Source organism: Pseudoduganella sp. R-32 (genome assembly GCF_049913245.1).
In the GTDB taxonomy this organism is placed as follows: Bacteria; Pseudomonadota; Gammaproteobacteria; order Burkholderiales; family Burkholderiaceae_D; genus Rugamonas.
The window spans coordinates 1,969,480-1,983,868 of sequence record NZ_CP183987.1 but is presented as its reverse complement, the minus strand read 5'-3'; the positions used below and the strand labels follow the sequence as shown (position 1 = coordinate 1,983,868).

Below are 14,389 nucleotides of genomic sequence, written 5' to 3'. Positions count from 1 at the left end.
TGGCGGATTGCCAGACCTGACCCCGACTTTCAAGCGAAGAGTTCTTCGACGCGGGACATGCGGCGGGCCGCTTCGCCTGACAGGGCGCCGGAGGCGGTCATGATCTGGCGGATGCCTTCCAGCGCGCGCTTGCGGTCGACGTCGGCCAGCAGCTTTGGCACCGCCGACATGGCGCGCTCTTCATCCAGTTGCAGGATCATGTTCTGTTCCTGCACCACTTCCTTGAAGCGGGCCAGCGATACGCGCTCCTTCGCCGGCAGCAGTGTGCGCAGTTCACGCAGCACGCCAAAGGCCCGCTCGTCGGCCACGCGCACTTCGGGACTACGGGCGATATACAGGATCGACCGCACCACCGCTTCCCTTTCGCCGCCACTGGCCAGGCGCTTGGCCGCTTCGGTGCGCCGCGCGGCCACCACCGACTCGCGCGCAATATCGCGCCCGATGCGGCGGCGAATATTGGCCGAATCGGCGCGCAAGCCCAGTAGCGTCTGCAGCAGCGGCTGGCCATACGTGGACAGGAAGAACTGCTCCACCGACTGGTCGCGCATCACCTGGTACTGATCCAACGCCGCCACGATCTGCTCGGAAGCCGCCTCCTGCATCCTCAGGAAGAAGTTATCCTGCGCAACGGGCTTGCGCTGCCCGCGCACTTGCTCGGCCAGGGCGCTGATCCCGCCCAGGAAAGGATTCATATCTGAGAACAGCTCGTAGCGCATGCGGTAGGGATGCATGCGCCGCATCCACTCTGCCGACTGCTCATTGGTTGCGGCCTGCACGAACGGGCTGACGAAAGTGCGATACAGCCCCTGGTTGATTTCTGACAGCCGCGCCACCGCGGCAAAGCGGCGTTCATCTTCATCGTCGTTGCCGCCCAGCGCGCGCAATTCGTTCAAGTCGCGCCTTTCAAAGCGTACAACGTAATTACCCGCTGCCAGCTCGGGGCTGTGCACGCCGTCACCGGCCTTGTCGATAAAGACCGCTTCGTAAAGCCCCGGCGGCAGCACGTCGATCAAGTCCATCGAGCGCGCGAATTCATCGTGCTCCTTGTTGGCGACGGAAGCCGACACGAAGATGCCAAGGTGCCCGATCGATTCGTGCAATGTGTACACCACGGTCTGCCCGCCAGCCACCAGCGCCGCATCGTCTTCATACAGGTCAAGCAGCCAGCCCAGCGCCTGCTGCGGCGGCGTGATGTCGTCGCCCCAGGAGCAGAACACTACAATCGGTGAGCGGATATTGCGCAGGTCGATGCGGCGCCCGGCCGTGTCGTGGATGGTGCCGTTGCTCAGTCGGTTGCCGACGAACAGGTTGTCGGTGATGAACTGGATTTCCTCCGCGTTCAGCAGCACCGGGTTGCCCCACCAGCGCTCGAACTCGAGGAAGCGCTTTTCCTCGGTGTCCACATTGGCATACACGTGGTAGCCCTTCTTCCAGTAGGTATTGGAAGGGTTCATGTTTTCGAAGTTGCTGACCAGGTGGGCGCCATCGAACTTGCCGTTGCCAAGGTCGCCCGCCAGGGACGTCATCCAGGTGCCGCCGGTCAGGCCGCCCAGGTAGCGCAAGGGATTCTTGCCGCGCACGCCGGCCCAGTAAGACAAGGGCGCGCCAGCCAGCACCAGAGGCCCAGCCAGCTCGGGATGCAACGCCGCAGTCATCATGATCTGCCAGCCGGCCTGGCAGTTGCCGATCAGGGCCGGCTTGCCTTCGGCCTGCGGGTGCAGGTAGGCCACCTGTTCGATGAACTGGGCTTCGGCATGGCAGACGTCCTCGATGGTCTGCCCCGGCACCGGCGCCGGCAGGAAGCCGATGAAGTAGCAGGGATTGCCCGCCTTCAGGACGACGCCGATCTCGCTGTCCTGCTTCATGCCGCCGATGCCCGGGCCATGCCCGGCGCGCGGATCAACGACGATGAAGGGTCGCTTGCTCTCGTCGATCTCCACGCCCTCAGGCGGGATGATCCGCATCAGCGAATAATTCACCGGCCGCGGAAGCGTACGGCCATCGATAACGGTCTCGAATTCGAAATTGAGCACATGCGGCGCGGTCTCGCGTTCGCGCGCATTGCGCTCGGTCCCGCGGCGATACAGCACGTCCATGAAGAGGATCGAACGCTGCCAGGCGTCGGTCCAGTACTCCACTGCTTGCGCTGCAAGGTTGGTTTGGTCGGCCATGCAATTCTCCCTCAGCGTGTATCTGATCATTTACATGATTACTATGCCCTGCTCCGTTGACACTCCCTGCGCGAAATCCAATACTCGGAACACTATTGTGATCACATCAACCTTAACACAGCCTACCATGCGCGCCAAAGCACTGTTCCTTATTCTCGCCGCTGCCGGCAGCGCGCATGCCGCCGAACGCCTCACCATCACTGCCAGCCATGAACTGGCGCAGGCGCGCCCCTCCGAGACGATCGCTGTGCCATGGGCAGAAGTCAATCGCGCCCTGCCCGGGGCATTGCTGCAGAAGATCACGGTGCGTGATGCGTCGGGCAAGGCCTTGCCCTACCAGGTGACCAACGTTCTGCCGGAAGCGAAAGATCCCGAGGGCAAAGGCATCGCCTACGGTGAGCTGATCTTCCAGCACGACTTCGCGGCTGGTGAGCGTAGCGCTACCTTCACCGTCGAGAAAAGCGGCGCCGTGTCGCCCCCGTTCCCTTCCAAGGTGTTTGCGCGCTACGTGCCGGAACGCCTGGACGACTTCGCGTGGGAGAACGACAAGGTGGCGCACCGCACCTACGGGCCAGCGCTGGGCGCGCCGGCAGAACCGGGCAGCGGCAAGGAAGTGCTGGTCACGAGCGGTCTCGATATCTGGTTCAAACGCGTGGAATACCCGATCGTCGACCGCTGGTACAACAAGGGGCACGACCATTATCACCATGACGAAGGCGAAGGCATGGACATGTACAACGTCGGCCGCTCGCGCGGGGCCGGCGGTACCGGGATCTGGGATGGCATGACACTGTCCACCGCGCGCAATTATGCAAAATGGAAGGTGCTGGCAAACGGACCGGTGCGAGCAGTCTTCGAACTCTCCTACGACAGCTGGGATGCCGCCGGCGTCAAGGTCTCGGAAGCAAAACGCTTCACCGTCGACGCGGGACACTATTTCGACCAGGTTGAAAGCACTTTCACGTTCAACGGCGTTCCCTCGCTGACGGCGGCCCTGGGGCTGAACCGGAATCCGGCCGACAAGGGCCAGGAGGCCGTCGTGACGACGGGACGCGCCGCAGGCTCGCTAAGCCAGTGGGTCGAGCAGAAAAGTAATGGTGCGTTTGGCGTGGCCGTCATCCTGCCGTCCGCCGAGGGTTACGCGCAGGACGACCTGAATGAACTGGTCACCGCGCCTGTCGTTTCAGGCAAGCCTTTGCGCTATTACGCCGGCGCGACATGGTCGCGCGGCAGCCCGTTCGCCAGCAAGGCTGACTGGGATCGCCATATCGCCGCCGAGACCGCGCGCATCAAGTCGCCGTTGAAGGTCTCGTACAAGGGCGCTCAATGATATGGCGCAGCTGACACGACGACAGTTTATCCAGGCCTCCGCGCTCGCTTCGCTGGCCGGCATCGCCGGCCCTGCCGGTGCGGGCGATGCCAGCGGGGCCGGCGGGGCGGCGCACAGTTCCGACACGGCCGCGAATGCCGCGGCACTTGCCGCTGCCTCGGAACCCGACGTCCCCCTGCGCTGGCTCGAAGGCGCCGCTCCAGCGCTGTCGCTTGGCACGACCTTTACCGTTCCGTGGCCGCGCGGCCAACAGAAACAACAGCAAACCTTCGTCCTCGCCAGCGCTGCCGGTGAACACCCCATGCAAAGCTGGCCGCTCGCCTATTGGCCCGACGGCTCGCTGAAGTGGACCGCCCATGCGATGCCGGCCGAGCCCTCCCTCCTCGTCGGCGGCTCCCTGAGCGTCCGGCCCGGCAAGCCCGCTTCCCGTCCTGCCGCCGCCATCGTGGTGCAGGAAGCGCAGGACGCGTTCACGATCGACACCGGCATCATCCGCTGCGTGCTGCCGCGCAGGGGCGAGCAACTGATCCGCAGCATCACGCGCGACTGCAGGTCCATCGCGCAGGCGTGCCGCCTGGTGGCGCTCTGCGACGACCAGCCCGACGCCGGCAACGGCGCCACCCGGCAGCAGCATTTCTCCAGCGCCATCGAACGCACTACTATCGAACAGCGCGGCCCCCTGCGCACCGTCGCGAAGATCGAAGGCCGCCACCGCAGCGCCAACCGCGCCTGGCTGCCCTTCACCGTGCGCCTGTACTTCTACGCTGGCGCCGAATCCATCCGCATCATGCACACCTTCGTGTTCGACGGAGACGAAAACAAGGACTTCCTGCGCGGGATCGGCCTTCGCTTTGAAGTTCCCATGCGCGACGCCCCGCACGACCGGCACGTGCGCTTCAGCGGCGAGGACGGCGGCCTATGGGGTGAAGGCGTGCGCGGGCTGACTGGCTTGCGGCGCGATCCCGGCGCAGCGTTCCGCCAGGCCCAGGTAGCCGGCCTGCCCGTGCCGCCGCTAGGGCAAATGAACAAGCAGGTCAGCGAACGCCTGCAACTGATCCCTGCCTGGGGCGACTACACGCTGTCGCAACTGTCGGCAGACGGTTTCCAGATCCGCAAGCGCACCAAGCCTGGCCACGGCTGGATCAACGCCGCGTGGGGCCGTCGCGCCGCCGGTTGCGGCTACGTTGGCGGCGCCAGCGGCGGCGTCGTATTCGGCCTGCGCGACTTCTGGCAGCGTCACCCCACCCAGCTCGACATCCGCAGCGCCCACACGGAAAAAGCCGAAGTGACGATGTGGATGTGGTCTCCCGACGCCCCGGCCATGGACCTGCGCTTCTATCACGACGGCATGGGCATGGAAACCCACGAGCAGGAACTGGAAGGCCTGGAGATCAATTACGAGGATTACGAAAAAGGCTTCGGCACACCGGTCGGCGTGGCACGCAGCAGCGAGATCACGCTGTGGGCGCTGGCCGCGACGCCGCAGCGCGAGCAGATGGTGCGCATGGCCGCCGCCGCGCAAACGCCTCCGCAACTGGTGGTCTCGCCCGCCCGCTACCTGGCGACCGGCGTGTTTGGCCCGATGTGGGACCTGCCCGACCGCTCCTCCCCCGCCCGCGCGGAGCTCGAAAATGAGCTGGACAAGCGCTTCGACTTCTACCGCAACGAGGTCGAACAGCGCCACTGGTACGGCTTCTGGGACTACGGCGACGTCATGCACACCTACGACGCCGACCGCCACACCTGGCGCTACGACGTCGGCGGCTACGCCTGGGACAATTCCGAACTGTCGCCCGACCTGTGGCTCTGGTACTCATTCCTTCGCACCGGCCGAGCCGATATCTTCCGCCTGGCCGAAGCCATGGCGCGCCACACCAGCGAAGTGGACACCTACCATCTGGGCCGCTTCGCCGGCCTAGGCTCGCGCCACAACGTGCAGCACTGGGGCTGCAGCGCCAAGCAGCTGCGTATCAGCCAGGCCCTGTACCGCCGCTACTATTACTACCTGACAGCCGACGAACGCATCGGCGACATCATGCGGGAACTGCTGGATGCCGACGCCAGCCTGGCCGCCGTCGACCCGCTGCGCAAACGCGCAGGCGCGCTGCAAGGACCGTACACGGCGCGCGCCAGTTTCGGCACCGACTGGAGCTCGCTGGCCGGCACCTGGCTGGTGGAATGGGAGCGCACCGGCGACAAGCGCTGGCGCGACATGCTGCTGGCCGGGATGCGCGACATCGCCGCCATGCCGCAAGGCTTTTTCAGCGCCAATGCCATGGGCTACGACCGCAGCAGCGGCCACCTGCACAACACCCAGGGCGGCAAAGTCACCGCCAGCCACCTGAACGTCGCCTTCGGCGCGCCGGAAATCTTCGCCGAACTGATTGCCATGCTCGACCAGCCGCGCTTCGAGCAAGCGTGGCTGCGCTACTGCGCCCTCTACAACGCAAGTCCTGCGGAGCAGCAGCGCGAACTCCGCGGGCCGCATGGCGGCACCAATGCCCTGCGGGTCGGCCATTCGCGCCTGACCGCCTACGCGGCCTGGCGCCGCAAGGATGCGGAGCTCGCGCGCAGGGCGTGGCAGGAGTTCTTCAGCGGCCGCACGCCAGCGCTGCGCGGCACCACGATCAGGGGTCCCGACGTGCTGGTGCCGGTCAGCGAAGTGCCATGGATGACGACCAACGACACCGCGCAATGGGGCCTTGCGGCCATCCAGAACCTGGCGCTGGCAGGCGCGCAGCTTCCAACCAAACCATAACAAGCCAACGAGACATGAAGACCAGATTCCTTGCAGCGCTGCTGGCGGCCGCCCTTTCCGGCCACGCCCTGGCCGACGGCCGTTCCACCGTCAACTTCGACGCCGGCTGGCGTTTCCTGAAAGCGGACGCCAAAGGGGCGGAGAAGCCGGCCTTCAACGACGGCAAGTGGCGCGCCCTGGCTGTGCCGCATGACTGGAGCATCGAAGGCCCGTACGACCAGGCCAATCCCAGCGGCCGTGGCGGCGGCTACCTGCCCGCCGGCATCGGCTGGTACCGCAAGACTTTCACGCTCCCGCCATCGGAAGCGAAGCGCCGCGTGCGCATCGAGTTCGATGGCGTCATGTCCAACAGCGAAGTCTGGATCAACGGCAAACTGCTTGGAAAGCGTCCTTACGGCTACAGCAGCTTTAGCTACGACCTGACGCCCCACCTCAAGTTCGGCAAAGGCCAGTCCAACACCATCGCAGTTCGTGCCGACAACTCCGCCCAGCCGGCCTCGCGCTACTACACTGGCGCCGGCATATACCGGCACGTGCGGCTGGTCAGCACCGAGGCAGTGCAATTCGGCGACGGCGGTGTGTATGTCACCACGCCTGAAATCAGTGCCGCCGCCGCGAAGCTCGCTCTGCGTTCCGACGTCCGCAACACCGGCAGCGCCGCCGGCGAATACACGCTGCAGGTAACTATCTATGACCCGGATGGCAAGGCGGTGCAGGACGGCGAGGTGCGCCGGCAAATCGCCGCCGGCGCCTCCGCCGACATCGCGCTGAACCTCTCAGTGGCAGCGCCGCAGCGCTGGTCGCTCGAATCGCCAAAGCTGTACCGCGCCGTGGCCACGCTGCGCAATGGCGGCACGGTGCTGGACCAGCACACCAGCACCTTTGGCATCCGCGATTTCAGGTTCGATGCCGATACCGGATTCTGGCTGAACGGCGTCAACCTCAAAATCAAAGGCGTTTGCCTGCACCATGATGCCGGCGCTCTGGGCGCTGCCGTGCCGCTGGATGCGTGGCGGCGCCGTTTCGAGCTGCTGCGCGAGGCGGGCGTCAACGCCATCCGCACTTCGCACAATCCCGTGGCGCCGGAATTCCTGGACCTGGCCGACCAGATGGGCTTCCTGGTCATGGACGAGACCTTCGACACCTGGAACGAGGCAAAGCACAACGGCGAGCAAGGCTACAACCGCTTCTTCACCGACTGGTGGGAAGCCGATACGCGCGCCATGGTCCTGCGCGACCGCAACCACCCGAGCATCATCCTGTACAGCGTGGGCAACGAGATCCACGACAACCTGGACAATCCGGAAGGCTTCCGCAAATACAAGCAACAGCAGGACCTGGTGCACCAGCTGGACCCGACCCGCCCCGTCACCATGGCGTTGTTCCGCCCCGGCCTCTCCAAGGTGTATGAGAACGGCTTTGCCGACATGATGGATATCGTCGGTCAGAACTATCGCGAGAACGAACTGGTGGCGGCGCACAAGGCCAAGCCGGCGCGCAAGGTGATCGGCACCGAAAACAACCATGCGCTTTCGGCCTGGCTGGCGTTGCGCGACAATCCTTTCATGGCAGGCCAGTTCCTGTGGGTCGGCTTCGACTACCTGGGCGAAGCCGATTGGCCGATGACGACCTACGACCAGGGCCTGTTCGACCGCGCAGGCAACTGGAAGCCGCGCGGCCTGCAGCGCCGCAGCTGGTGGTCCGGCAAGCCGGTGGTGCATATTGTGCGCAGCCAGGATAACAGCGGCGTCGGGCCGCTGCGCGCTGACTGGACCCCGACCGACATCCATACCTACGACGATGCCAAGGTCCAGGTCTACAGCAATGCCGAGGAGGTCGAACTGTTCCTCAACGACGCTTCGCTGGGCGTGAAAGCCAAACCGAAGAACGATTCCCCGCGCCAGTGGGACGTCACCTTCGCCCCCGGCAAACTGCGCGCCGTGGCGCGGAACGGCGGCAAGGAAGTGACCTCGGACGAGCTGCAGACCGCCGGCGCGCCTACGCGCATCGAGCTCACCACCAGCCGCAGCGCGTTGGGCGACGGTTTCGACGACGCGGCCTTCGTCTGGGCGCAGGTTGTCGATGCCAAAGGCGTCCCCCATCCGAATGCCACGGCCGCCATCACCTTCAGCATTGACGGTCCCGGCATGTTGGCTGCCGTCGATAATGGCGATAACACGAGCCACGATTCCTACCAGTCCAACCAGTGCAAACCGCAGTTTGGCCGCTGCCTGGCGGTAGTGAAAGCCAGCGCCGCCAACGGTGCCATCACGCTGCGGGCTTCCGCTCCGGGCATCGCAGCGGGGTCCGTCAGCATCGCGGCGGGGAGGAAATGATGCCCGCGCCACGCCTTGCTGCCACCATCCTGCTTGCCGCCGGCACGTTCGCACAGGCTGCAAGCGCCGCTGCGCCGCAGCCCCGGCACTTCGCTTTCGGCGACGCCCCCGTTGCCGCCAGGAGCGCCGCTGTCATTGCCGTTACTCCCGATATGGCCTACACCGCTGCGCGCGGCTACGGCTTCGAACCCGGTGCGGCGCCCGGCGGCGGCAAGCCGTTCTACTTTTCGGTCGACCTGCCCGAAGGCAGCTACAAGGTCACCGTCAGGCTTGGCGGCGCCGCTGCCGCCAGCACCACGGTCAAGGCCGAGCTGCGCCGCCTGATGCTGGAGAACGTGCAGACGGCCCCCGGCCAGTCTCAGGTCAAGACTTTCGCCGTCAATATCCGCACTCCCCCCATCGCCGCAGCAAACGATGTCGCCGCCGGCGAAGTCCAGTTGAAGGCTCCACGCGAGACCGTGCAGGAGGCCTGGGCCTGGGATAACCGCCTGACGCTTGAATTCAATGGCAACAACCCATCGCTGCAATCGCTGGATATCGAGCCGGCAAACGGCCGCACGGTTTTCCTGCTTGGAGATTCGACGGTCAGCGACCAGCCGCAGGAGCCGTATAGCAGCTGGGGCCAGATGTTGCCCCGCTTCTTCAAGCCGGGCAGCGTCGCAGTCGCCAACTATGCCGAGTCGGGCGAAACCTACCGCGATTCGCTGGCGCGGCGCCGGCTCGACAAGGTCCTGAGCCAGCTCCATCCGGGCGACGTGGTGCTGATGCAGTTCGGGCACAACGACCAGAAGCAGATCAAGGATGGCAAGGGCGCTCCTTTCACTACCTACAAGGAAGAGATCCGCGAGTACGTGCAAGCCATCCGCAAGCGTGGCGGCCTGCCCGTCATCATTTCGCCGATGGAGCGCCGCAACTTCGACGCCAGCGGCAAGATCGTCCCTTCCCTCGCCGACTATGCCGAGGCGGCGCGCCAGTCCGCGACGGAACTGAAGACGCCCTTCATCGACCTGAACGCGATGAGCAAGGTGTTTTACGAAGCGCTCGGCCCTGAAGGTTCGAAGGCGGCCTTTGCTTCCCCTGCTCCCAGCAAGATCGACAACACCCACCACAATAACTACGGCAGTTACGAGCTGGCCAGGCTGGTGATCAAGGGCATTCGCGACAACCGGCTTCCTCTGCAAACCGATATCGCTTCCGATGTCGCGGTCATCGACCCAACCCATCCTGCGCCGCCCGAACGCTTTGCCGTCCCGGCCAGCCCGAACCGGGCCACAGAACGGCCACCTGGCGACGATGCCAATGCCGGCGACGCCTGGCTGTTCGCCTATTTCACCGGCAATGGAGAAGACGGCCTGCACTTCGCCAGCAGTACTGACGGCTACCGTTGGGAGAAAGTCGGCTTCGGGCGCAGCTACCTGGCGCCGAAGGTGGGCAAGGCAAAACTGATGCGCGACCCGTGCATCGTGCGCGGTCCGGACGGCACTTACCACATGGTCTGGACCAGCGGCTGGAACGAAAACAATATCGGCTACGCCTCTTCGAAAGACCTGGTCAACTGGTCGGCGCAGAAGGAGCTGCCGGTGATGGCTCACGAACCCGGCGTTCTGAATACCTGGGCGCCGGAAATCGTGTGGGACGCAAAGCGCAGCGAGTTCCTGCTGTTCTGGGCTTCCACCGTGCCGGGCAAGTTCCCTGCGCCGGCAGCCTCGCCGGAAGGCAAGTACAACCACCGCATGTACGCCACCACTACGAAGGACTTCGTCACCTTTACGCCCACCCGGTTGTTCTACGATCCCGGTTTCAGCGTGATCGACGCGACCTTCCTGCGTGCGGACGGCCGCAACCTGCTGCTGGTGAAGGATGAAACCAGTGTCCCGGCCCACAAATACCTTCAACTGGCCGATGCGCCCGACCTGCAAGGGCCCTTTGGCACGCTCGGCAAGCCCTTCACCCCGCCCGGCCTCTGGGTCGAGGGACCAACCGCCATCAAGGCCAACGGCGAATACCTGGTCTACTACGACGCCTACCAGGCCAAGCGCTATGGCGGCATGCGCTCGCGCGACCTGGTCAACTGGGAGGACGTCAGCGATCGCATGCACTTCCCCGACGAGGGCACGCTGCAGCGCATGCGCCACGGTACCGTATTCGCCGCACCGGCCAGCGCCATCGCGGCGCTCAACGCGGCAGCCGGACCGGCTACCACGGTCGCGAGCTCCCAGAATTACGAAGCGCGCGTGCCTTACCAGAGCTATTTCGCCGACTACCTGGCGCTGTGCAAGGGCCGGCCGGCGGAGCTGATCTTCATCGGCGATTCGATCACCGAGCAATGGCGCTGGGGCGCGGGCGCTCCGGTCTGGAAGCAGCGCTTCGAAGACCGCGCCTTTGATTTCGGCCTTGGCGCCGACAAAACCCAGCACGTGCTGTGGCGCCTGCAGAACTTCGACCTGTCCTTCCTGAAGCCGAAAATTGCCGTGCTCATGATCGGCACCAATAATGTTGGCGATTCGCCGGAAGACATTGCCGCCGGTGTGCGCGCCGTGATTGCAGCGATCCAGGACAAATTCCCCGGCGTGAAAGTAGTCCTGTGCAGCATCCTGCCCAATGCGCGCGCCAACGACAAGATGGCCGCCGCCAACAAGCTTCTGGTGCCAATGGCCGACGGGCGCAATGTGCTCTACCTCGACCTCGCATCGAAATTCACGCCCGAAGGCGACAACTGGAAAGGCCTGAGCCGCGACAAGCTGCACCTGACCACCGAAGGCTACGCCACGTGGGCGGCCGAACTGGAATCCCTGCTCTCCACCATTGCCGCCGCCAAGCCATGACATTCCGCACACTCCCCTACCTTACCCTGATGGCCGCCTGCGTGGCGGCAGCTGTCGCGCAGGCGGCGCCGTCACAGCGCAGCGTCTACGACTTCAATCCCGGATGGCGCCTGCTGGTGGGCGACCCTGCCGGCGCCAGCCAGCCCGGCTTCGACGACCAGGCATGGAAGCCGGTTACGCTGCCGCGCGCCTGGAATGAGGATGACGCCTTCAAGAAGGACATCGCCGACCTTTCCACCGGCATCGCCTGGTACCGCAAGTCTTTCCGCCTTCCGCCCGGATCTGCCGGCGGCAAGATCTTCCTCGAGTTCGAAGGCGTGCGGCAGGCGGCGGAGGTGTATGTCAATGGCAAGCAGTTGATTCTGCATGAAAATGGCGTGATGGCGTTTGGCGTCGACATCAGCGATGCCATCCGGCCTGGCGACAATGTGATCGCCGTCCGCACGGACAACGCCTGGGATTATCGAGAGAAGGCCAGCAACCAGCGCTTCCAGTGGTCGGACAAGAACTTCAACGCCAACTACGGCGGCATCCCGAAGAACGTCCGCCTGCACGTGGCGGGCAAGCTTTACCAGACCTTGCCCCTCTACTCGTCGCTCGGCACCACTGGCGTGTATGTCTATGCCAAGGGCATCAACGTCGCGGCGCGCACGGCCAATATCCACGCCGAATCACAGGTCCGCAATGAAACGGGACGGCCGCGCACTTTCGCCTATGAGGTGAAAGTGCGCGACCGTGACGGCAGGCAGGTAGCCAGCTTCAACGGCCCGGTGCAGACGCTTGCCGCCGGCGCCACCGGCACCGTCAGCGCCGGAGGTCGTGTCGAACAACTGAACCTGTGGGGCTGGGGCTACGGCTACCTGTACGACGTCGATACGACGCTCAAGGTCAACGGCAAGGCGGTCGACACGGTGCGCACCCGCACCGGCTTTCGCAAGACCGAATTCGACTTCGGTGTAGTCAAGCTGAACGACCGCGTAATCCAGCTCAAGGGATACGCCCAGCGCACCTCCAATGAATGGCCGGCGGTGGGCATGTCCGTGCCGCCCTGGCTGAGCGACTACAGCAACCGCCTGATCGTCGAAGGCAACGGCAACCTGGTGCGCTGGATGCACACCACGCCGTGGAAGCAGGACGTTGAATCGCTCGACCGCCTCGGCATCATGCAGGCCATGCCGGCTGGCGATTCCGAAGCCGACGTGACGGGGCGCCGCTGGGAACAGCGCATCGCTCTCATGCGCGACGCCATCATCTACAACCGCAACAATCCCAGCATCGTCTTCTATGAATCCGGTAACCGCGGTGTTTCGGACGAGCATATGCAGGAGATGAAGGCGCTGCGCAACCAGTTCGATCCGCACGGCGGCCGCGCTTCCGGTAGCCGCGACATGCTGGGCAGCCGCTTCAACGAATACGGCGGCGAAATGCTCTACGTGAACAAGAGCGCGCGCCAGCCTTTCTGGTCGATGGAGTATTCGCGCGACGAAGCGCTGCGCAAGTACTGGGACGATTTTTCTCCGCCTTTCCACAAGAATGGCGACGGTCCCCTGCACAAAGGGAAAGACGCCAGCGCCTACAACCGAAACCAGGACACGCACGCCATCGAGGACGTACTGCGCTGGTACGACTATTACGCCGAACGTCCTGGCACCGGGCGCCGCGTCAACAGCGGCGGCGTGAATATCGTGTTCTCGGACACCAATACCCATCATCGGGGCGCGGAGAACTACCGCCGCAGCGGCGAGGTCGACGCCATGCGCATTCCGAAGGACGGCTACTTTGCCCACCAGGTCATGTGGGATGGCTGGGTCGATGTCGAGAAGCCGCGGCTCCATATCATCGGTCACTGGAACTACGCCCCTGCGACAAAGAAGGACGTCACGGTCGTCTCCAGCGCGGCGGAAGTCGAACTGCTGCTGAACGGACGCTCCCTTGGCAGGGGCCAGCGCAGCGCCGGCTTCCTGCATACCTTCCCTTCCGTGGCCTACGAAGCGGGCGAGCTGAAAGCCATCGGTTACTCGACCGACGGCAGGCCGGTCGCCGAGGCGACTTTGCACACAGCCGGAGCGCCGGTCGCGCTGCGCCTGAAGGCCGTCACCGGTCCTGGCGGCATGCGCGCCGACGGGGCAGACATGGCCCTGTTCGAAGTGGAAGCCATCGACGCCGAAGGCCGCCGCAACCCGGTCGCGCTGGACATGGTCGACTTCAGGCTGGAAGGGCCGGCCGAATGGCGCGGCGGCATCGCGCAAGGTCCGGACAATTACATCCTCAAGACCAGCCTCCCCGTCGAGGGCGGCGTCAACCGAGTCCTGGTGCGCAGCACGACCCGGCCCGGCGCCATCACCCTGCGCGCCAGCGCCCAGGGAATGCAGCCAGCAGCCGTCACACTGCAATCGCATGCGGTTCCACAGCAAGGCGGGCTGGTTGTCGGCAGCGCCGCTGACGGCCTGCCCTCCTACCTGGAACGCGGCCCGACGCCGGCCGGTCCATCGTTCAAGGTGTCGCGCGTATCGGTCGGCGTGGCCAGCACCACGGCAGGCAGCAACGACGCGGCCGCCGCCAGGACCATCGACGACGACGAGACCACCGGCTGGACCAGCAGCCAGGAGGCGGGCAAACGCTGGATCGCTTATGAGCTGGAAAATCCTGCCACGCTGACGGCAGCCAGCCTGCGCCTGTCCGGCTGGCGCGAGCGCAGCTACCCGATCCGCATCACGGTCGATGGTCAAGAAGTGTTTGCCGGCGACACGCCGAAAAGCCTGGGCTACGTCACCTTGCCATTGCGGCCGGTCCACGGCTCCAGCGTAAAAATCGAACTGACCGGGCCCACGGTGGACAGCGACGCCCTGAAATTGATCGAAGTCGACGCGAACGCCGTGCCGGATACCGGCGCCAATCGCGCGCCACGCGGCGTGCTGTCGATTATCGAGGCAGAGTTCTACGAAAAATCGAGGAAATAAGCACTGCGG

At 64.9% G+C, this 14,389-nt stretch carries 6 protein-coding genes; 5 read left to right on the top strand and 1 reads right to left on the bottom strand.

The window, feature by feature from the left end:
• Positions 1-29 precede the first annotated feature (29 nt).
• Positions 30-2,171 carry a DUF3141 domain-containing protein gene (locus ACN9MU_RS09120; protein ID WP_426169899.1) on the bottom strand — a complete coding sequence of 714 codons (2,142 nt, stop codon included), beginning with the start codon at positions 2,169-2,171 and terminating at the stop codon, positions 30-32.
• A 127-nt stretch (positions 2,172-2,298) separates the two neighbouring features.
• Here ACN9MU_RS09120 and ACN9MU_RS09115 point away from each other — a divergent pair, with 127 nt between their 5' ends.
• The 5 genes from ACN9MU_RS09115 to ACN9MU_RS09095 are packed head-to-tail and all read left to right on the top strand — an operon-like array spanning position 2,299 to position 14,380.
• On the top strand, positions 2,299-3,501 hold the full coding sequence (locus ACN9MU_RS09115; protein WP_426169897.1) for a DUF4861 family protein: 1,203 nt from the start codon (positions 2,299-2,301) through the stop codon (positions 3,499-3,501).
• A gap of 1 nt (position 3,502) precedes the next feature.
• Entirely contained in the window at positions 3,503-6,259 is a 2,757-nt protein-coding gene (locus ACN9MU_RS09110) for a Tat pathway signal sequence domain protein (RefSeq protein WP_426344452.1), read from the top strand.
• Between the two features lie 14 nt (positions 6,260-6,273).
• The gene (locus ACN9MU_RS09105) at positions 6,274-8,595 is read left to right on the top strand and encodes a glycoside hydrolase family 2 TIM barrel-domain containing protein (RefSeq protein ID WP_426344451.1); all 2,322 of its coding nucleotides are present in this window, start codon (positions 6,274-6,276) and stop codon (positions 8,593-8,595) included.
• On the top strand, positions 8,592-11,420 hold the full coding sequence (locus tag ACN9MU_RS09100) for a GDSL-type esterase/lipase family protein (protein WP_426344450.1): 2,829 nt from the start codon (positions 8,592-8,594) through the stop codon (positions 11,418-11,420). The genes ACN9MU_RS09105 and ACN9MU_RS09100 overlap by 4 nt, the downstream gene beginning before the upstream one ends.
• Entirely contained in the window at positions 11,417-14,380 is a 2,964-nt protein-coding gene (locus ACN9MU_RS09095; protein WP_426337163.1) for a DUF4982 domain-containing protein, read from the top strand. The genes ACN9MU_RS09100 and ACN9MU_RS09095 overlap by 4 nt, the downstream gene beginning before the upstream one ends.
• Positions 14,381-14,389: the final 9 nt, after the last annotated feature.